The sequence below is a fragment of the Bacillus sp. FSL R5-0560 genome (assembly GCF_037966305.1).
GTDB classification, from domain to species: domain Bacteria; phylum Bacillota; class Bacilli; order Bacillales; family Bacillaceae; genus Bacillus; species Bacillus mojavensis.
On record NZ_CP150195.1, the window covers coordinates 454010 to 473201 of the forward strand.

The following is a 19192-nucleotide window of genomic DNA, read 5'->3' on the forward strand; positions in this document are numbered from 1 at the left end:
AAAAAAGAGATGATGCTTGATGAAATGAAAGAAAGGGTGGAGAATGGTGAAACCTTATATGCTACCTCACCGCTATCCGTTTTTGTTTATTGATGGCGTGATTGAAAGTGAGCCCGGCAAACATGCAGCTGCTTATAAGCTGGTCAGTGAGAACGACTGGTTTATCACTGACACGCAAACAGAAATGCCGTTTTCACTTGTGATTGAAGCACTTGCGCAAACCGCGGCTTTTACAGGGATTACAGATGAGAACAGCTTGGGCTTATTGTCATCCGTGAAAAAAGCGGAAAAGCTGGGCGCGGCCGTACCGGGTGACCGGCTTGATCTATCGTTTGAAGTCACGCGAAATCGCCGCGGGTTTGTGTTTGGACATGCCAAGGCGTCAGTGGGCGGGCGTCCTGTTGCTGAAGCTGAAATCGGCATCTATATTGAGAAATGAAAAAAACCCTTCACAACCATTTTTGTGAGGGGTTCTATTATTTCGTATCGTAATCTCGTTCGCTTTGTGAGTCATCTCTTTGCTGGCGTTTGTGTTTTTCATCATTCATGTTTTCCTTCAGCTCTTCATTCGGTATCGGATCGGTTAAGTCATTATGCTCGGGATTTTCATTTGGGCGGTTCTGCTGTTTTCTTTCTTTCATGTTTGATCACCTCACTATTTGTTTTCCTCTTATCAGTGCACCTCAAACATGTGAAATCGCTTTTTTGTTCTGCTCGGTGTAATGTATTAGAATAGAAAGAAGCACAATTAAGATAAAGAGAGGTACATATATGTCTGTTCAAAGAGAAAATGTAGATATCAAGCTGATCGCAATTGATATGGATGGAACGCTGCTGAATGACGAGCAGCTGATCTCGGATGAAAACCGTAAAGCCATTCGTGAAGCAGAGGATAAAGGCGTGTATGTGGTGATCAGCACGGGCCGTACGCTGATGACGTGCCGGGAACTGGCTGAGTCGCTGGAGCTGTCGTCTTTTTTAATCACAGCTAACGGAAGCGAAATCTGGGATTCGAATTTTAATTTAGTGGAACGCAAGCTGCTCCACACGGATCATATCAAAATGATGTGGGATTTGCGGAATAAACACAACACCAATTTCTGGGCTTCAACCGTTAACAAGGTGTGGAGAGGCGAGTTTCCGGAAAACATCACCGATCATGAATGGCTCAAATTCGGATTTGACATAGAGGATGACGACATTCGAAACGAAGTGCTGGCGGAGCTTAGAAAAAATAAAGAGCTCGAAATCACAAACTCAAGCCCGACAAACATTGAGGTCAACGCGCTCGGCATCAACAAAGCCGCAGCCCTTGCGAAGGTTTCTGAAAAACTCGGCTTTACGATGGAACATATCATGGCGATGGGCGACAGCTTGAATGATATCGCGATGATCAAAGAAGCGGGGCTGGGCGTAGCGATGGGCAATGCTCAAGACATCGTGAAAGAAACGGCTGATTGGATCACTGACACAAATATAGAAGATGGAGTCGCTAAAGCGATACGCCATTGGGTACTATAAGAAAAAGAGTCCTGAGATAAGGACTCTTTTTCTATTTAATCAGGGAGATTTTCTTCTAGGTCCATGGTAGGTTTTCTAACAAAGTTATTTCACAAACTAATATGATTGAATATAATGAAATAAAGTTCAAAAATTCGGAATAGTCGTTCCGAATTTCGGAACAATAAAATACATAAAGCAATCATTTGCTTGGCAGGAGGGATTCTGTGTTTCAAGTTGATTTAAATTGTGATTTAGGGGAAAGCTTCGGAGCCTATACGATAGGTCTTGATCAAGATATTTTAGAGTTTGTCACATCGGCGAATGTCGCATGCGGATTTCATGCAGGGGATCCCGGTGTCATGCGAAAAACAGTTGCCCTTGCTGCTGAAAAAGGCGTGACAATCGGCGCGCACCCGGGACTCCCGGATTTACTCGGCTTTGGCCGCCGAAATATGGCGATTTCTCCAGAGGAAGCGTATGATCTTGTGGTTTATCAAATTGGCGCCTTGTCAGGATTTTTAAAAGCGGAAGGTCTTCACATGCAGCACGTCAAGCCGCACGGCGCTTTGTACAATATGGCTGCAGTCGATCAGAAGCTATCGGATGCCATTGCAAAAGCTGTCTACAAGGTCGATCCTGGACTGATTCTTTTCGGCCTTGCTGAGAGCGAGCTTATAAAAGCGGGAGAACGGATCGGGCTGCAAACAGCAAGCGAAGTATTCGCCGACAGAACATACCAAGCGGACGGCACACTGACACCGCGCTCCCAGCCGGACGCTCTCATTGAAAGCGATGATGCCGCCGTCACTCAGGTGATCAAAATGGTAAAAGAAGGGACGGTCAAATCTCAGCAAGGACAAGATGTGTCCTTAAAAGCAGATACGGTTTGCATTCACGGAGACGGTGCCCATGCGCTGACGTTTGCGCAAAAAATCCGTAAAGAGCTTACATCGGCGGGAATCGAAGTGACTGCTATTTCAGCCCAGAAGTAATCAGAAGGAGGAAAATAGATGGAGCAGCAGAAAAAAACAGCAGGGAAAAAAACGGGCAGCTGGTCATTGCTCATGGGTGCCGCCTTCTTAATGGCAACATCAGCAATCGGCCCGGGATTCCTGACACAAACCGCAACATTTACAAACACACTCGCAGCAAGCTTCGGTTTTGTTATTTTAATTTCTATTATTTTGGATATCTTCGCTCAAACCAACGTATGGCGTATCATCGCGGTCTCAGGAAAAAGGGGTCAGGAGATTGCGAATATGGTGTTTCCCGGACTGGGATATTTCATCGCCATTCTCGTCGTGCTTGGCGGACTTGCCTTTAATATCGGGAACATCGGAGGGGCTGGGCTCGGACTTCAAGTCTTGTTCGGCATTACACCAGAAACAGGCGCCTTAATCAGCGCCGTCATCGCAATTCTGATTTTTGTCATCAAGGAAGCAGGAAAAGCGATGGATCGTTTTACGCAAATCGCGGGGTTTGCCATGATCATCTTAACGCTGTACGTCGCAATTTCGTCTGCGCCGCCAGTCGGACAGGCTGTGGCGAACACATTTGTCCCTGAACATATCAGTATATTCGCAATTGTCACATTAGTCGGCGGGACCGTCGGAGGATATATCACATTTGCCGGCGGACATCGTTTGCTTGATGCTGGGATTAAAGGCAAGGAATCCATCCCCCAGGTGACAAAAAGCTCAGTTATCGGCATTTTAATTACATCGATCATGCGAATCGCCCTTTTCTTAGCTGTGCTCGGTGTTGTTTCAAAAGGCCTGCACATTGACGAAAGCAACCCGGCCGCCTCTGTGTTCCAGCTGGCAGCGGGAAATGTCGGTTATAAAATTTTCGGATTGATCATGTGGTCAGCAGCCATTACGTCCGTTATCGGAGCCGCTTATACGTCTGTTTCGTTTTTTAAAACCTTTTCTCCAAAAATTGAAAAGAATTCACGCGGCATTATTATCGGATTTATTGTCGTTTCCACATTAGCCTTTGTCACCATCGGCCAGCCGGCGAAAATTCTCGTGCTTGTCGGATCTCTGAACGGTTTGATTCTGCCGATTGCGCTTGGAACGCTGCTCATTGCCGCATATAAGAAAAACATTGTCGGTGATTATAAGCATCCGCTTTGGCTGACAGGCTCAGGTGCACTGGTTGTCATCGTTATGGCGATTATGGGCATCTACACGTTATTTACACAACTTCCTCAATTGTGGAGCTGATAAGAGTGGATCATTTGAACAAGATGGCGCCAAGAGATGTGCGCGCTCTCATACGAGAGGGGAAAATAAACGGCCCGACCGCCGGAATGTCCGGCGGCTATGCTCAAGCGAACCTTGTGATTTTGAAAAAAGATCTGGCATTTGACTTTCTGCTGTTTTGCCAGCGGAATCAAAAGCCCTGTCCGGTGCTGGATGTGACGGAATCCGGTTCGCCTGTGCCGTCGCTTGTTGCGCCAGATGCGGATATCAGAACAGATTTTCCAAAATACCGTGTATACAGGCACGGTGTTTTGACGGAGGAAGCATCTGATATCACGCCATACTGGGAGGACAATTTTGTCGGTTTTCTGATCGGATGCAGTTTCTCTTTTGAACAGGCGCTGATCAATAATGGAATACCCGTCAGACATATCGACGAGGGGACGAACGTTCCGATGTACAAAACGAATATAGATTGTGTTCCGGCGGGGCCGTTTCATGGACAGATGGTTGTCAGTATGAGACCGGTTCCTGAACGGCTCGCTGTACGCGCCGCACAGGTGACCTCGCGTTTTCCGGCTGTGCACGGAGGACCGATTCATATCGGCAATCCCAAAGCGATCGGCATACAGGATCTGGGCAATCCGGATTTCGGAGATGCCGTTTCTGTTCGTGAAGGCGAGGTTCCTGTATTTTGGGCATGCGGGGTCACTCCGCAAGCTGTGGCTATGAATGTAAAACCTGAAATGGTCATCACACATGCGCCGGGGCATATGCTCATCACAGATATTCGAGACGAGTCGCTTGCGGTGCTGTAACCTCTCGTCCTCCTGATGAACGAGAAATAAACGAGGTGAGAAAGATGACTGAACGATTACAATTCGAACAGCTCGGTGATTCTGCAATGATGATCCGATTTGGAGAAAAAATAAGCGAGCAAGTAAACGGTCTTGTCCATGCCGCTGCCGCTTATATAGAAGAACAGCCGTTTCCGGGATTCATTGAATGTATCCCGGCTTTTACGAGTCTTACCGTATTTTATGATATGTATGAAGTGTACAAGCATTTGCCTCAAGGCATCAGCTCACCTTTTGAGAAGGTGAAACGTGATGTTCATGAGCGGCTTGGAGAACTAACGGCTGATTATGAAAGCAGCCGCCGCGTCGTTGAAATTCCCGTCTGCTATGGCGGTGAATTCGGGCCTGATTTAGAAGAGGTGGCTAAGATCAATCATCTGACACCCGAAGAAGTCATTGAGATTCATACAGGCGGCGAATATGTGGTGTATATGCTGGGCTTTGCACCGGGGTTTCCGTTCTTAGGCGGGATGTCCAAACGTATCGCAGCTCCAAGGAAATCGTCGCCAAGACCATCAATACCAGCCGGTTCAGTCGGAATTGCGGGACTGCAAACAGGCGTTTATCCGATTTCGACACCGGGCGGCTGGCAGCTGATCGGCAAAACGCCGCTGGCTCTATTCCGGCCGCAGGAAAACCCGCCGACGTTATTAAGAGCAGGAGATATTGTTACATTTGCCCGCATCTCAGAGGATGACTATCACGCCTATAAGGAGGAGTCCAATTGAGCATGAAAGTGTTAAAGCCCGGACTGCTCACAACGGTTCAGGATATAGGCAGAACGGGGTATCAAAAATACGGCGTGCTGGCAAGCGGCGCCATGGACACGGTGTCGCTTCGAATCGCCAATCTGCTGATCGGAAACAGCGAAAAAGAAGCCGGCCTTGAAATTACGCTGATGGGTCCCGGCCCGTCGCTTTATGTGTCAGAACCAACGCTGATTGCTGTAACAGGAGCGGACTTTACCCTGCGTGTGAATGAAGAAGAAGCGCCTCTTTGGAAACCTGTGCTCGTTAAGGAAAACAGCACGATCACCTTTGGCCCCTGCAAACTCGGCAGCCGTGCTTATGTAGCGATAGCCGGCGGCTTCAATGTACCTGCTGTCATGGAAAGCAAAAGCACGTATGTCAGAGCGGGCATCGGCGGATTTCACGGAAGAGCGCTTCAGAAGGAAGATGAACTGCCGATCGGAGAGATGTCATCTCTTTCGAAAACCATCGTCTCCCGCTTGAGCCAACACCTTGGCCAGCGAGGATTTGCGGCGCCGAACTGGTCAGTCAGCCGATACAGATTTCTGCCGTTAAAAAAGAATCCGGTGATCCGAGTGCTGGAAGGAAAACAATTCTCTTTTTTCACAGAAGAATCGAAAACGCGGTTTTATGAAGAAACGTTTCGTGTCACTCCGCAGTCCGATCGTATGGGCTACAGGCTCAAAGGGGAACCGCTTGAATTGAAGGCGCCGCTTGAGATGGTGTCAGAGGCGGTTACATTTGGAACAGTTCAGGTGCCGCCTGACGGCAATCCGATTATCCTGCTTGCAGATAGGCAAACGACGGGAGGTTATCCGAGGATCGCTCACATCATTTCAGCTGATCTTCCGATTGCCTCGCAAATCATGCCGGGCGAGCACATCCAATTTGAGCCTGTGTCCCTTCAGGAAGCGGAAGCGCTTTTCATTGAACGGGAAGAGTATCTAAAAGAACTGAAAACAAGAATGAAAATGGAATGGCTGACATAACAAAGGGGATGGAATGATGCAGAATAAAAACAAAACCGTAGTAAAATCTATGGCGCTGCTCAATTTGTTTTTGCATGAACCAAGCCTTACTTTAAGCGAACTCGTTTCCCTATCAGGAATGCCGAAGACCTCTGTTCACCGAATGGTCAGCTCACTGGAAGAAATGGGGTTCCTCAATCGAGACCCATCCGGCGTTTATACGCTGGGATTGGTGTTTTTGGAATTCGGTCAGCTTGTCGCGGACAGACTCGATATCAGAAAAATAGCCAAGCCTGTGATGGAGGAGCTTTGCCGTGAAGTAGATGAAGCCGTTCAATTGATTATGAGGGACGGAAATGAAGCAATCTACGTGGAGAAAATTGAAGGGACACAGACTGTTCGCCTGTACACTGCAATCGGCCGGCGTTCTCCTCTGTACGCAGGAGCATGTGCCCGCAGCATTTTGTCCTTTCTGCCCCGTGAAGAAATTGAAGCGTACATGAAACAGACAGAGCTCATTCCGATCAGTTCAGGGACCATTACAGATCCGTCAAAGCTTCTTGAGGCGATTGATACCTCGGTGCAAAACGGCTATACCGTCAGCTATTCAGAACTCGAAAATTATACGGCGGCCATTGGTGCGCCGATTTTCAACCATCATCACCAGGTGGCGGCAGGTATCAGTATTGCAGGGTTTGAAGCGAGATTTACAGAAGACAGGCTGCCGTACTTAACGGAAAAAGTAAAACAAGCCGCTTTGCAGATATCCAGAAAAATCGGGTATCCATAAGTAGCCGATCTTTTCTCTTCTGCGTACATTAACGTATCGACGTTCATGAGTGGAGGAAAGATCATGGTGCTTCAATATACAGCGCTCGGAGATTCTTTAACGACGGGGAGAGGCTCAGGGCTGTTTTCTGCCGGATTTGTCCAGCGCTTCAGGGGCATGATGGAAGCCGATCTGAAATCAAAAACAGCCGTATCGGTTTTCGCCAAATCCGGCCTTGATACAGAGGAAATCCTCGGCCTCCTGTCATATCCCTATGTTCAAAAACAAATTAAAGCCGCTGATATGATTACGATCACAGGGTGCGGAAATGATCTCATTGAATCTGTATTATCCTATCAATCTTCTCAGGATGAAACGATTTTCAGTCGTGCTTCCGCGCATTGTCATGAGAATTTTGAAAAGATGATTGCTCAAATCGCCAAAATCAAAGGGGCAGATCCATCACCTTACGCCATCCGTGTTTTTAATTTATACAATCCGTTCCCCGGCATTGGCATTGCTGATCAATGGATTACTTCATTTAATTCGCATTTAAAAACGCTGGCCTCAGCGGCTCATGTTAAAATCGCTGACGTTTACAGTGTCTTTAAAGGGAAAGAGCAGGAATACCTGTCTTTTGACGGTGTCCATCCGAATAGCAGCGGCTATCAGGCAATGGCCGAAGTGCTTCGCGGACTAGGTTATCGATAATGATCAGTTTCATAGAAAACGCGCCTGATCACTGGTGCGTTTTTTTATATGAATTCAAATATTAAAAGAAACTTAAATTTCCCCATCTCATGTTCTATATACAAAAAAAGTGCGCTAGAATAATGGAGGGCAAAGGCAAATATAGGCATAACGCTCAATATTTCGTATATCAGGAAGGATGGTCCTTTTGTTTCGCATTTTTAAAATGTCTTTTGCGGTTATCATTATCATACTGGCGCTTATCGCTTTTAACTATACGGAACACACCTCTGTTATCCAATCGGTCATGCTCGTATTTCTGGGCGCGGTCATGTTTATTCAGGGACTTGAAGAACGCAAAAAAGAAAACGACAGCTCAGGGGCATTTAACATCTATACTGCCGTTTTCGTTTGGTCTGTTTCTCTCATCGGTTTTACGCTTTATATGATATAAATCTATGATACATCCAGAAAATGCTCAACCGTCGGGAACGGCGAATAAAACTGATGCAGCAAGGCTTTCCACTCTTTGTACTCGGAAGACCCGCGAAAGCCTTCAGTGTGGTCCTCAAGCGTTTCCCACTCTACGAGCAGCAGGTACTTATGTGTTTCTTCCATGCATTTTGATAAAGAATGTGTGATATAGCCCTTCATTCCGGCAATGATCGGCGCCGCCAGCCGGAACGCCTCCTCAAATTCTTGTTCAAGTCCATCTTTAATATGAAGCATAGCTGCTTCTCTGACCATGCGATCCCTTCTTTCCCTCTTTTCAAATAGTTTACAGGAAACGAAAGGAGATTTCTGCAAAATCGATGAACCTTTTCCTTCATTTTCAAAAAAATCTTGCGCGTACTAATTCATTTAAGAGAAAATAACAAGTGGAAGGCAGGGGAAAGTCATGTGTAAAAAGTGTATTCTACTATTATTTCTATGTATCGGGCTGTTCGGATTAATCGGATGCTCCAAAACAGATTCACCAGAGGACCGAATGGAAGCATTCGTAAAACAGTGGAACGATCAGCAATTCGATGACATGTATCAAAGCCTGACCAAAGATGTAAAAAAAGAAATCTCCAAAAAGGATTTCGTCAGCAGATATAAAACCATCTATGAGCAGGCAGGCGTAAAAAATCTGAAAGTCACTGCGGGAAAAGTGGATGAGGATGATAAAGACAATGAAACGATGAAGCACATCCCATACAAAGTCAGCATGGACACAAATGCGGGCAAAGTCAGCTTTAAAAATACCGCTGTGCTGAAAAAAGAAAAAACAGATGACGAGGAGTCATGGAATATAGATTGGGACCCATCGTTTATTTTCAAGCAGCTGGCTGATGACAAAACCGTTCAAATCGCCAGCATTGAACCGAAACGCGGCCAAATCTACGATAAAAACGGGAAAGGCTTAGCCGTCAACACAGATGTTCCTGAAATCGGAATTGTTCCCGGAGAGCTTGGCGATAAAAAAGAAAAAGTCATAAAAGAGCTCGCGAAAAAACTGGATGTAACTGAAGATGACATCAACCAGAAGCTGAAACAAAGCTGGGTCAAAGATGATTCATTCGTGCCGGTCAAAAAAGTAAAGCCGGACGAAGAAAAATTAGTGTCTGAAGTGACGTCATTAAAAGGCGTCACAAGAACAAATGTCAGCTCACGCTATTATCCGTATGGCGAAAAAACAGCCCATCTGACAGGCTACGTTCGTGCGATTACAGGGGAAGAACTGAAGAAAAAGAAAGACGGAACGTACAGTGATACGTCAAACATCGGAATCTCAGGTCTTGAAAATGTGTATGAAGACAAGCTTAGAGGCACAACAGGATGGAAAATCTACGTTCCGCAAACCGGCGAAGTCATCGCTGAAACGAAAGCGAAAGACGGTGAGGATCTTCATCTCACAATTGATATCAAAACACAAACAAAGCTGTATGACGAACTGAAGGATGACAGCGGAGCGGCAGTCGCACTGCAGCCGCAGACAGGTGAAACACTGGCTCTTGTCAGCGCGCCTTCTTACGATCCAAACGGATTTATTTTCGGATGGAGCGATAAAGAATGGAAAAAACTAAACGAAGACAAAAACAATCCGTTTTCTGCGAAATTCAACAAAACATATGCGCCAGGATCTACAATTAAACCGATTGCTGCTGCCATCGGCCTGAAAAACGGCACGCTTAAAGCAGCAGAGAAGAAAACAATCAAAGGTAAACAGTGGCAGAAAGATTCAAGCTGGGGCGGCTATTCTGTTACACGAGTGTCTGACAGCCTAGAGCAAGTGGATTTGGAACATGCCCTGATCACGTCAGACAATATTTACTTTGCACAAAACGCGCTTGATATGGGTGCGGACACCTTTACAAAAGGCATGAAAACATTTGGGTTTGCAGAGGATATTCCATATGAATTCCCAGTCCAGCAATCGTCAATCGCAAACGGCAAGCTAGACTCAGACATTTTGCTTGCGGATACAGGCTACGGACAGGGACAAATGCAAATGTCTCCGCTTCACCTAGCGGCAGCTTACACGCCATTTGTCGATAATGGAGACCTCGTGAAACCGACGCTTATCAAGAAAGACTCACAAACCGCTGATGTCTGGCACAAACAAGTGCTCACGAAAGAAGGAGCCGCCGATATTACAAAAGGGTTGAAAGGCGTAGTCGAAGATGAACGCGGGTCAGCGTATCAGCCTGTCGTAAAAGGAATCACTGTGGCTGGAAAAACGGGAACAGCCGAGCTGAAAAAATCAAAGGATGATAAAGACGGCACCGAAAATGGCTGGTTCGTCGGCTATGACTATAAAAACAAAGATCTGCTTGTCGCGATGATGATTCAAAATGTTCAAGATCACGGCGGCAGCCACTACGTAGTCGAAAAAGCAAAAAAGCAATTTCAATCGAAATAAAACCTTTTTAACGGGAGTGAAAGGAAAAAGGGCGTCTGAGGCCGAATGATCTAGTAAGGGGCAAAAACCCGGTTTATTAAGAAAAGAGGGATTTTGCATGCAGCGTATTCATTTGGCGGAGGATCTTCAATTTTCAAGAGTGATACACGGGCTTTGGCGTCTGAATGAATGGAACTATTCAGACGCTGAGCTGCTCAGTCTCATTGAGTGGTGTGTCGATCAAGGTATCACCACCTTTGATCATGCGGATATTTACGGGGGCTACACGTGCGAAAAACGGTTTGGAAATGCTCTTGCTCTTTCACCCGGATTAAGGGAAAACATAGAGTTGGTCACAAAATGCGGCATCGTTCTTGAATCACCTGAACGCCCAGCTCACCGATCGCACCATTATAATACAAGCAAAACTCATATTCTGGCGTCTGTTGAACAGTCGCTTTTGAATCTCAGAACGGATTATATCGATGTGCTGCTGATTCACAGACCGGACCCGCTCATGGATCCGGAAGGAGTGGCTGAGGCGTTTCATGCGCTGAAAAGCTCCGGCAAGGTCAGATATTTCGGTGTTTCGAACTTTAAAGGCTATCATTATCGGATGCTGGAATCGTATCTGCCTGAAAAGCTTGTCACCAATCAAATTGAGCTTTCCGCATATGAATTAGAAAATATTCAGGACGGCACATTGAACCTGTGTCAGGAAAAACGGATTTCTCCGATGGCCTGGTCGCCGCTTGGAGGCGGTAAAGTATTCGCCGGAAACACGGAAAAAGATCGCCGCATTCGCACGGCGCTTGAAACCGTTCAGGCTGAAATCGGTGCTGCCTCATTGGACGAGGTGATGTACGCATGGCTCTTCACGCATCCGGCCGGCATCATGCCGATTGTCGGAAGCGGAAAACGCGAGCGGATTTCCGCCGCGGTAAACGCCTTGGCGTATAAGCTTGATCAGGATCAGTGGTTCCGTATTTATACAGCCGTACAAGGCCACGATATACCATAAAGAAAAAGCATCAGCATAACGGCTGATGCTTTTTCAATATTGTCACACCGCTTAGTGCCAAATTCCCATTTATAAGTGATTGAATCCTATATGAAAGCGTTTTATATTAATAAAGAAAACCTCTTTTTCCTCTTTCTATATCTCCATGCGACCTCATCCGCACATCACGAATGTCTGGAGGCCTTTTTATGTATATGACTGCAAGAGAACAAAAGCTTTTAAAGCATTTATTATTACTGAACCGATATGTAACCGTAACGGAGCTGGCTGAGGTGATGGAGGTCAGCACCAGAACCATTCACAGAGAGTTGAAATCAATCAAGCGGCTGATGGAGACTGTGGGGCTCAAGCTCGATAAACAGCCCGGCAAAGGCTTGAAGGTGCTAGGGAATCCCGAAGATAAACAAAAGCTGATCACCGAGCTGTCACATGAACAGCATGAATACAGCGCGGACGAACGAAAACTGCTGATTCTCTGTTCGCTATTGGAGTCCCAAGAACCGGTGAAGCTGTACACGCTCGCTCATGATCTGCAGGTCACCAATGCTACGGTCAGCTACGATTTAGATGAGCTGGAGAAATGGATTTCTCCATTCGGATTAACACTGATTCGAAAAAGAGGCTTTGGCATCCAGCTAATGGGGCCGGAGAACGCGAAACGAAAAATTGTCGGCAATCTGATTGTGAACCGCCTCGACATCCAAATGTTTTTGGAAGCGGTTGAATTAAACATTAAAGGAAAAGCCGATTCCTCCGAGAAGATGTTCGGGGTTGTCAGCAAAGGCGAGCTGTTAAAAATGGAGCGGATTTTATTCCAGCTGAAAGAAAAAATCGCATTTTCTCTATCTGACAGCTCCTATATAGCGCTTGTCGTTCATCTGACGTTTGCGATCGAACGCATTAAACTTGGTGAAACGATCAGCATGGAAGAGAGCGAGCTTGATGAACTCAAGAGTGCAAAAGAATACAGCTCCGCTCTGGAAATCGCGGGTGAGCTTGAACGTGCTTTCGGCGTGACAATCCCGGAAGCGGAGGTCGGCTATATAACGATCCACCTGCGAAGCGCCAACCGCAAATACAAAACAGAATACAGAGCACAGGAAATAGAGCTTGAAACAGCCCTGCAAACAAAACGGCTGATCGCTTTTATTTCAGATAAAATCAGAATGGATCTGACGAAAAACTACTCTTTATATGAGGGCTTGATTGCCCATTTGGAACCGGCCATCAGCCGCATGAAAGAAAACATCGATATTTATAATCCATTGAAGGAACAGATCAAGCGCGATTATTTTCTGCTGTATATGGCGATAGAAGAGGGTGTGGAGAAATTTTTCCCGGACATGTCCTTTTCCGATGATGAAATCGCCTTTATCGTTCTACACTTCGGTTCAGCGCTTGAAATCAAAAAAGAAGAAGCTAAAGTGAGAGCCCTTGTTGTCTGCTCAAGCGGAATTGGTTCTTCGAAAATGCTTGCTTCGAGATTGAAGAAAGAGCTGCCGGAAATTGAATCGTTTGATATGTCCTCACTGATCGAGCTGAAGGACCGCGACACTCAAGCCTATGATATGATTGTGTCCACTGTGCCGATCCCATATCAAAACATCGACTATATTATGGTCAGCCCGCTTTTAAATGAGGAAGACGCAAACCAGGTGAAGCAATATATCAAGCGGAAAATCCCGCTCATTCTTGAGAAAAAAAGGAGCCCGAAGGAAGAGACGCGGCAAGCCGACATCCCTGACATGCTGGCAACGGCGGAAAGCGTCGGACGATACATGGCGGTCATTCAAGACGTCTTGCGCCATTTTTCACTCACTGAAATGAAAACAAAGCCGGATCACGGCGAGCTGCTGTTCGAGCTTTTTCAACAGCTGAAAAACGATGGCCTCATCCGAGATCCGAAAAAAGAGGCTGATTGCCTTGCAGAACGCGAAAAACAAGGGGGATTGGGCATACCCGGTACAAACATGGCGCTTTATCATCTCAAAAATGATCATATCGTCCTGCCTTTTTTCAAAATGTACGATCTCAGCACATCTTTTGAAGTCAATGGCATGGACGGAAATACCCTCAGGATGACGAGAATTCTCGTCATGATGGCGCCGGCCACATTATCAGCAGAAGGCTCAGAGGTTTTGAGTGCGATCAGCTCTGCCATTATTGAAAGCGGAGAAAGCATGGCGGGCTTTCAGGAGGAAGGGGAACGAGAAATGTATCAGCGTTTAAACCGCATCTTTTTCAATTGGATGAAAGAAAAAAACATCCCGTAATCACACATTTCACACGCCAAAAAAAGGCGTGTGTTTTTGTTTGGATGCAGAACAAAATAAAAAAATGCGGGACTATTTTATCATTCTGTAATGGAATAGTTCCAAAATGAAATAGTTTTACAAGTTATCTTTTTTGGGTTAAAATGGGTGAGGTAAGGAAGATAATCTAACAAATTATAGAGGATTCAAGAGATATAGGAGATGACCAATATGGAAACATTACAGCATCTGATTCTGCATGACATGCCGGATAGCGAAGAAATAGAAGCTGTAAAAAGCGGAGCTCACACGCTGACATACGCAGCATATCGCAAACGAATCAATCAGCTGGCGAATGCTCTGCTTCAAAAAGGAATTCAAAAAGGCGACCGTGTGGCATTACTTTGCAAAAACGGCCACCCCGCATCAACACTTATGTTTGCCGCACTTGAAATCGGCGCCGTTGTTGTACCTGTCAGCTGGCAGCTGAAACCATACGAGATGACAGGCATTTTAAAAGCAAGTGAACCGAAAGCATTGTTTTACGGATCAGAATTTAAAGAGACAATGGATGAAGTGCTGCCTGAGCTGTCTTCTGTGTATTTGATCATGGAAACAGGTACAGCGTATGAGACATCTCCAGTGTTTGAAGCGCTTTTTGCAGGTCCTGATCATTTGCCGGAAGCAGAAATAGTTTCTCCAGATGATACAGCGCTCCTGATGTTTACGTCAGGGACAACAGGGAATCCGAAAAGATGCATGATCACCCATGGCGGTATTTACAATTACGTATCAAAATCAAATAGCTCAAGCGCACGAATGAAAAATCTGCGTTTTCTGGCGTGCCACCCGATTTATCATACGAGCGCACTTATTTGTATCATGCTTGGAACGTTTGCGGGAACCACGTTTATTTTTACAAAGGACCAAGATCCTGTTGATATGCTGAAGGTTATTGAAGAAGAAAAAATTCAAACGATCATGGCCCTTCCTGTGTTTTACACTTATTTGCTTGAGGCGTGGGAAAAACATCAAACCGATCTGTCCTCGCTCATCATTTTGATGACAGGCGGAACAAAAGTGCCTAGCAGCCTGATTCAACGTTATCTTGATATCGGCATACAGCTCGCTCACGGTTACGGAAGCACAGAAGCTTGGGGAATCAGCACATGGGTTCCTGAAATGGGTATGGATAAAGCGGCCTCTGCCGGTAAACCCGTTGCTGATGTTCAAGTCAAGGTAGAAGATCCTGAGACGAGAGAAGAGCTGCCGCAAGGTGAAATCGGAGAAATCGTTGTGCATAGCCCATTCTTATTTAAAGGCTATGAGGAAAACCCTGAAGCGACAGCAAAGGTGCTGCAAAACGGCTGGTTCAGAACCGGAGATTCAGGCTACGTGGATGAGGACGGTTTTATCTTCATCACCGGACGATACAAGGATGTCATTATTTACGGAGGCGATAATGTCTATCCTGATCAGGTTGAAGAAGTTATCCAGCAGATCCCGGGCATCCTTGAAACAGCAGTTGTCGGGATACCGGACCCGCTGTACGGAGAAAAACCAAAAGCCTTTATCGTTACTAATGGCACTCAGGAAATAACGGAAGCGGATGTCATTGCATATTGTAAAGAACGCTTGTCCGCTTACAAAATTCCTGAAATCGAATTCGTAAAGGAACTTCCGAAAAATAATCTCGGCAAAGTAAAAAAAGACGTCTTGCGCAAGCAAGCTGTACATTCATAAAAGAAAAAGCCCGTCATTTATGTGACGGGCTTTTTTGCGGTTGCGCAGACTGAAAGCTCAGGTTTAATGTCTTTATATTGGATATCAATGTCTTTGAAGCCTGCCGTTTTCAGGTCAGTAAGCATCTGTTTTCCGAACGATTCAGTTTTTTCAGGACTGGCATCTGCTTCCCGGGGCTGCATCGTAATGGCTGCTTTGCCGCCGGGTTTTAAAGCTTGATAAATCTGTTTGATGCCTTCTTGCTGGTTATTCCAAATCGTGTAGTTGTTAACGGAAATGACTTTATCATAATACGCGGCGGGGAGGGGAAACGTTTCAATGTTGCCCTGTATCAGGCGAACACGGTCTGTTTTTAATCTATGTGCCGCCAGCTTCAGCATAGCCTCTGATACATCAAGCCCATGGATATGAACGCTCTTTTCGCGTTTCAGCATCTGCTTCATGCAATAACCCGGTCCAAAACCGACTTCTAGAATGCGGTCTCCGCGTGTTAATCCAAGCTGATCTATTGTCCACTGATTCAGTGTTTTATTTTCAGCAGCCATGATGTATCCGGCAAGTATGCCGAACATCCCCTTCGGTCTGCTGAATTTTTTAGAAAGCATGTTAATCATTCAGCAACCTCCTTTTCACATCATTTTCCTCCTTGCGTTCCATGTGAAACATTTTTCTGATAAAGCATTCCGAAGGTGCTGAACCATGTTTATCCAAAGTAGGCACGAGGTACACAAAAAATAGACATGAAAAAAAAGGAGGAGAATCATTATGGCAAACTATCCGAAAGAACTGCCGGCACAAACCCAAAATCGCCAGCCGGGAATTGAAAGTGAAATGAATCCAAGTCCCGTATATGAGTACGAGCATTATAAAGGTGCTGATAAATTAAAAGGAAAAGTCGCACTCATTACAGGCGGCGACAGCGGAATCGGACGTGCGGTATCCGTGGCTTACGCAAAGGAAGGCGCTGACATCGCCATTGTATATAAGGATGAGCAGGGAGATGCTGAAGATACCAAAAAACGCGTTGAACAAGAGGGCGTGAAATGTCTCTTAATCTCCGGAGATGTGGGCGACGAGGAGTTCTGTAATGAAGCGGTTGAAAAAACCGTGAATGAACTCGGCCGTCTGGATATCCTTGTGAACAATGCCGGTGAGCAGCATCCGAAGGAAAGCATCAAAGATATTTCAAGCGAACAGCTTCACCGCACATTCAAAACAAACTTTTATTCACAATTTTATTTGACTAAAAAAGCAATTGATTATATGAAACCAGGCAGCGCGATCATCAATACGACTTCTATTAACCCTTATCGCGGTAATCCGATGCTGATTGATTATACGGCTACGAAAGGTGCGATCAATGCCTTTACTAGAACAATGGCGCAGGCACTTGTCAAAGACGGCATCCGTGTAAATGCCGTAGCGCCGGGACCAATCTGGACACCGTTAATTCCATCTACATTCTCAGAAGATACAGTCGCTCAATTTGGGCAAAATACGCCGATGGGCCGTCCGGGTCAGCCTGTTGAGCATGTCGGATGCTATGTGCTGCTGGCATCAGATGAATCATCCTATATGACAGGACAAACGCTGCATGTAAACGGCGGAGACTTTGTGACGACGTAAGAGGGAGTGAGGAAATGAGCATCACAAAAGAAGAAGTAAACAGCTACTACCAAAAAGCTGGTATTGTCTTAACAGATGATGAAGTAGAACAAATTCAGCTCATGGACTACGGCTTGGGAAAAGAACGAAAAGTCGGGCTCCAGCTCTTTGTCTATGTGAATACAGACCGATATTGTTCAAAGGAACTGGTGCTGTTTCCCGGACAGACGTGCCCGGAGCATCGCCATCCGCCGGTTGACGGGCAGGAAGGCAAGCAGGAGACCTTCCGCTGCCGCTACGGAAAAGTATATCTTTATGTTGAAGGAGAAAAAACACAGCTTCCAAAGGTTCTTCCTCCACAAGAGGATAGAGAATACTATACAGTCTGGCATGAGATTGAGCTTGAACCCGGCGGGCAATATACAATTCCGCCGAACACGAAGCATTGGTTCCAGGCCGGGGAGGAAGGCGCAGTCGTAACGGAAATGTCTTCAACCAGTACAGACAAACATGATATCTTTACCGACCCTAGAATTTAAGGATGAGGCTTAAAAAGCCCATCCTTTTTTTATATTGAAAAAAACGGAAACACCGTTATAATGGGTAAAAAAGGAAAGAGGGCGAGGGAGATGTTCACCTGCAACGTAAACGAGCACATTACCATCCGGTTATTGGAGCCAAAAGATGCGGAGCGGCTGGTGGCGATCATTCATGAGAACCAGCAGCGAATCAGCCAATGGCTATTCTGGGCTGAAAATCCAAGTGATGCCGAAACGTACAGGGAAACGCTCATTCCGGATTGGCGGCGTCAGTATGCTGACCTGAACGGCATTGAAGCGGGGATTCTATATGACGGCAGCTTGTGCGGCATGATTAGCCTGCATAACCTTGACCAAGTAAATAAAAAAGCGGAAATTGGCTATTGGATTGGCGAGGAATACGAAGGCAAAGGCATTATCACTGCCGCCTGCCGAACACTCATCACATATGCCTTTCAGGATCTGCAATTGAATCGTGTTGCGATCTGTGCGGCTGTCGGAAATCACAAAAGCAGAGCGATCCCGGAGCGCCTCGGTTTTCAAGAGGAAAGAATAGCGAGGGAAGGCATATTCATTAAAGGCAAGTTTCACGACCTCGTCTATTACAGTCTGTTAAAGCGTGAATGGGAAGCAAAAAATTAAAGAGCACATTTTCTTGTTTAAATCGGTCCCGAATGTGGAAAAGTAACAGCGGAGACGTTAAAAAGGAGTGATTCGAGATGAATCAGCAAGATATTAAACAAAAAGTGCTTGATGTTCTAGATCACCATAAAGTAGGTTCGCTCGCAACGGTTCAAAAGGGCAAACCGCATTCCCGCTACATGACTTTTTTCCATGACGGGCTGACGATTTATACACCGACAAGCAAAGAAACTCATAAAGCTGAAGAAATTGAGAATAACCCCAATGTGCACATTTTATTAGGTTATGATTGTGAAGGCTTTGGCGATGCGTATGTCGAAGTCACAGGAAAAGCAAAAATAAACAATTCAACAGAATTGAAAGACAAAATCTGGAGTTCTAAATTGGAACGCTGGTTTGACGGGAAGGATGACCCGAACCTGGTGATTCTTGAAATCGAACCGGAAACTATCAGATTAATGAATGCAGGAGAGAAAACACCAGTCTCACTTGATTTATAAAAAAGATTTGTGTTTTCAGGGGCGATATGTTATCATGAATAGCTAAGCAAGAAAATAAGCAAATAAAAAAGAAAGTAAACTTCTTTTTTCTGTTTGAGAGAGAAGCTTTTACCGCTTCACAAGCAGCAAACCAGCTGCCCTTATTCTTTTCCTTCATAACAAATCGCCCCTAACGATGAGATGGAAAAAAGACTTTTTTGTTTTACAATTCACACCGGCGCGGCTTCGGAGCCGCAGTGACGATTGAGAGGTAGGGCTTTCGTTGT

General features: G+C 45.7%; 21 protein-coding genes. 18 read left to right on the forward strand and 3 right to left on the reverse strand.

Going from position 1 to position 19192, the window contains the following annotated elements:
• The first annotated feature begins 58 nt into the window (after nt 1-58).
• Complete coding sequence (locus tag NST56_RS02320; RefSeq protein ID WP_339182045.1) at nt 59-439, forward strand: 3-hydroxyacyl-ACP dehydratase FabZ family protein; 381 nt, start codon at nt 59-61, stop codon at nt 437-439.
• A gap of 37 nt (nt 440-476) precedes the next feature.
• Here the strand turns inward: NST56_RS02320 and NST56_RS02325 are convergent, their stop codons facing one another.
• On the reverse strand, nt 477-641 hold the full coding sequence (locus tag NST56_RS02325; protein ID WP_010333048.1) for a hypothetical protein: 165 nt from the start codon (nt 639-641) through the stop codon (nt 477-479).
• Between the two features lie 130 nt (nt 642-771).
• On the opposite strand from NST56_RS02325, the gene NST56_RS02330 reads away from it, so the two are divergent.
• From NST56_RS02330 to NST56_RS02370, 9 genes are all read left to right on the forward strand, one after another.
• Nucleotides 772-1521, forward strand: a complete 750-nt coding sequence (locus NST56_RS02330; RefSeq protein ID WP_339179684.1) for a Cof-type HAD-IIB family hydrolase — start codon at nt 772-774, stop codon at nt 1519-1521.
• Between the two features lie 206 nt (nt 1522-1727).
• Entirely contained in the window at nt 1728-2495 is a 768-nt protein-coding gene (gene pxpA / locus NST56_RS02335; RefSeq protein ID WP_168746948.1) for a 5-oxoprolinase subunit PxpA, read from the forward strand.
• 18 nt (nt 2496-2513) lie between these two features.
• Nucleotides 2514-3728, forward strand: a complete 1215-nt coding sequence (locus NST56_RS02340; RefSeq protein WP_010333051.1) for an NRAMP family divalent metal transporter — start codon at nt 2514-2516, stop codon at nt 3726-3728.
• A 5-nt stretch (nt 3729-3733) separates the two neighbouring features.
• The gene (locus NST56_RS02345; RefSeq protein WP_268471677.1) at nt 3734-4525 is read left to right on the forward strand and encodes a putative hydro-lyase; all 792 of its coding nucleotides are present in this window, start codon (nt 3734-3736) and stop codon (nt 4523-4525) included.
• 44 nt (nt 4526-4569) lie between these two features.
• On the forward strand, nt 4570-5292 hold the full coding sequence (gene pxpB, locus NST56_RS02350; RefSeq protein ID WP_339179689.1) for a 5-oxoprolinase subunit PxpB: 723 nt from the start codon (nt 4570-4572) through the stop codon (nt 5290-5292).
• 2 nt (nt 5293-5294) lie between these two features.
• Entirely contained in the window at nt 5295-6302 is a 1008-nt protein-coding gene (locus NST56_RS02355; RefSeq protein WP_339182048.1) for a biotin-dependent carboxyltransferase family protein, read from the forward strand.
• Nucleotides 6303-6318: 16 nt separating this feature from the next.
• Nucleotides 6319-7071: an IclR family transcriptional regulator gene (locus NST56_RS02360; RefSeq protein ID WP_326231913.1), complete on the forward strand. Its 753-nt coding sequence runs from the start codon at nt 6319-6321 to the stop codon at nt 7069-7071.
• Between the two features lie 63 nt (nt 7072-7134).
• Nucleotides 7135-7761: a GDSL-type esterase/lipase family protein gene (locus tag NST56_RS02365; RefSeq protein WP_339179691.1), complete on the forward strand. Its 627-nt coding sequence runs from the start codon at nt 7135-7137 to the stop codon at nt 7759-7761.
• 187 nt (nt 7762-7948) lie between these two features.
• Nucleotides 7949-8194, forward strand: a complete 246-nt coding sequence (locus NST56_RS02370) for a YczI family protein (RefSeq protein ID WP_010333057.1) — start codon at nt 7949-7951, stop codon at nt 8192-8194.
• A gap of 2 nt (nt 8195-8196) precedes the next feature.
• On the opposite strand, the gene NST56_RS02375 is transcribed toward NST56_RS02370, so the two are convergent.
• Nucleotides 8197-8487 carry an antibiotic biosynthesis monooxygenase gene (locus NST56_RS02375; protein WP_268504102.1) on the reverse strand — a complete coding sequence of 97 codons (291 nt, stop codon included), beginning with the start codon at nt 8485-8487 and terminating at the stop codon, nt 8197-8199.
• A 151-nt stretch (nt 8488-8638) separates the two neighbouring features.
• Between NST56_RS02375 and NST56_RS02380 the strand changes: the two genes are divergently transcribed.
• The 4 genes from NST56_RS02380 to NST56_RS02395 all read left to right on the forward strand — a co-directional run bounded on the left by NST56_RS02380 (nt 8639) and on the right by NST56_RS02395 (nt 15640).
• Nucleotides 8639-10645 (forward strand): penicillin-binding transpeptidase domain-containing protein, encoded by a 2007-nt coding sequence (locus NST56_RS02380; protein WP_339179694.1) that lies wholly within the window; start codon nt 8639-8641, stop codon nt 10643-10645.
• Between the two features lie 97 nt (nt 10646-10742).
• Nucleotides 10743-11645, forward strand: coding sequence for an aldo/keto reductase family oxidoreductase (locus tag NST56_RS02385; protein ID WP_268504098.1), 903 nt, complete (start codon nt 10743-10745; stop codon nt 11643-11645).
• 188 nt (nt 11646-11833) lie between these two features.
• On the forward strand, nt 11834-13918 hold the full coding sequence (locus tag NST56_RS02390; protein WP_339179699.1) for a transcription antiterminator: 2085 nt from the start codon (nt 11834-11836) through the stop codon (nt 13916-13918).
• 210 nt (nt 13919-14128) lie between these two features.
• Complete coding sequence (locus NST56_RS02395) at nt 14129-15640, forward strand: class I adenylate-forming enzyme family protein (protein WP_268471671.1); 1512 nt, start codon at nt 14129-14131, stop codon at nt 15638-15640.
• A 17-nt stretch (nt 15641-15657) separates the two neighbouring features.
• On the opposite strand, the gene NST56_RS02400 is transcribed toward NST56_RS02395, so the two are convergent.
• Nucleotides 15658-16254 (reverse strand): class I SAM-dependent methyltransferase, encoded by a 597-nt coding sequence (locus NST56_RS02400; protein ID WP_286059035.1) that lies wholly within the window; start codon nt 16252-16254, stop codon nt 15658-15660.
• A 151-nt stretch (nt 16255-16405) separates the two neighbouring features.
• Here NST56_RS02400 and NST56_RS02405 point away from each other — a divergent pair, with 151 nt between their 5' ends.
• The 4 genes from NST56_RS02405 (at nt 16406) to NST56_RS02420 (ending at nt 18926) form a co-directional block, all read left to right on the forward strand.
• Nucleotides 16406-17266 (forward strand): SDR family oxidoreductase, encoded by an 861-nt coding sequence (locus NST56_RS02405; RefSeq protein ID WP_168746957.1) that lies wholly within the window; start codon nt 16406-16408, stop codon nt 17264-17266.
• Nucleotides 17267-17280: 14 nt separating this feature from the next.
• Nucleotides 17281-17784, forward strand: a complete 504-nt coding sequence (gene lyxE / locus NST56_RS02410) for a D-lyxose ketol-isomerase (RefSeq protein WP_010333065.1) — start codon at nt 17281-17283, stop codon at nt 17782-17784.
• A gap of 90 nt (nt 17785-17874) precedes the next feature.
• Nucleotides 17875-18426, forward strand: a complete 552-nt coding sequence (locus tag NST56_RS02415; RefSeq protein WP_168746958.1) for a GNAT family protein — start codon at nt 17875-17877, stop codon at nt 18424-18426.
• Between the two features lie 77 nt (nt 18427-18503).
• Nucleotides 18504-18926, forward strand: a complete 423-nt coding sequence (locus NST56_RS02420; RefSeq protein WP_010333067.1) for a pyridoxamine 5'-phosphate oxidase family protein — start codon at nt 18504-18506, stop codon at nt 18924-18926.
• Nucleotides 18927-19192 lie beyond the last annotated feature (266 nt).

What these genes read in the sequence shown, in the direction of transcription:
- NST56_RS02400 (WP_286059035.1), bottom strand. Translation starts at nt 16,254, where the DNA reads ATGATTAACATGCTTTCTAAAAAATTCAGCAGACCGAAGGGGATGTTC.
- NST56_RS02325 (WP_010333048.1), bottom strand. Translation starts at nt 641, where the DNA reads ATGAAAGAAAGAAAACAGCAGAACCGCCCAAATGAAAATCCCGAGCAT.
- NST56_RS02360 (WP_326231913.1), top strand. Translation starts at nt 6,319, where the DNA reads ATGCAGAATAAAAACAAAACCGTAGTAAAATCTATGGCGCTGCTCAAT.
- NST56_RS02365 (WP_339179691.1), top strand. Translation starts at nt 7,135, where the DNA reads ATGGTGCTTCAATATACAGCGCTCGGAGATTCTTTAACGACGGGGAGA.
- NST56_RS02320 (WP_339182045.1), top strand. Translation starts at nt 59, where the DNA reads ATGCTACCTCACCGCTATCCGTTTTTGTTTATTGATGGCGTGATTGAA.
- NST56_RS02385 (WP_268504098.1), top strand. Translation starts at nt 10,743, where the DNA reads ATGCAGCGTATTCATTTGGCGGAGGATCTTCAATTTTCAAGAGTGATA.
- NST56_RS02420 (WP_010333067.1), top strand. Translation starts at nt 18,504, where the DNA reads ATGAATCAGCAAGATATTAAACAAAAAGTGCTTGATGTTCTAGATCAC.
- NST56_RS02380 (WP_339179694.1), top strand. Translation starts at nt 8,639, where the DNA reads ATGTGTAAAAAGTGTATTCTACTATTATTTCTATGTATCGGGCTGTTC.
- NST56_RS02415 (WP_168746958.1), top strand. Translation starts at nt 17,875, where the DNA reads ATGTTCACCTGCAACGTAAACGAGCACATTACCATCCGGTTATTGGAG.
- NST56_RS02395 (WP_268471671.1), top strand. Translation starts at nt 14,129, where the DNA reads ATGGAAACATTACAGCATCTGATTCTGCATGACATGCCGGATAGCGAA.
- pxpB (WP_339179689.1), top strand. Translation starts at nt 4,570, where the DNA reads ATGACTGAACGATTACAATTCGAACAGCTCGGTGATTCTGCAATGATG.
- NST56_RS02375 (WP_268504102.1), bottom strand. Translation starts at nt 8,487, where the DNA reads ATGGTCAGAGAAGCAGCTATGCTTCATATTAAAGATGGACTTGAACAA.
- NST56_RS02405 (WP_168746957.1), top strand. Translation starts at nt 16,406, where the DNA reads ATGGCAAACTATCCGAAAGAACTGCCGGCACAAACCCAAAATCGCCAG.
- lyxE (WP_010333065.1), top strand. Translation starts at nt 17,281, where the DNA reads ATGAGCATCACAAAAGAAGAAGTAAACAGCTACTACCAAAAAGCTGGT.
- NST56_RS02355 (WP_339182048.1), top strand. Translation starts at nt 5,295, where the DNA reads ATGAAAGTGTTAAAGCCCGGACTGCTCACAACGGTTCAGGATATAGGC.
- NST56_RS02340 (WP_010333051.1), top strand. Translation starts at nt 2,514, where the DNA reads ATGGAGCAGCAGAAAAAAACAGCAGGGAAAAAAACGGGCAGCTGGTCA.
- NST56_RS02330 (WP_339179684.1), top strand. Translation starts at nt 772, where the DNA reads ATGTCTGTTCAAAGAGAAAATGTAGATATCAAGCTGATCGCAATTGAT.
- NST56_RS02390 (WP_339179699.1), top strand. Translation starts at nt 11,834, where the DNA reads ATGTATATGACTGCAAGAGAACAAAAGCTTTTAAAGCATTTATTATTA.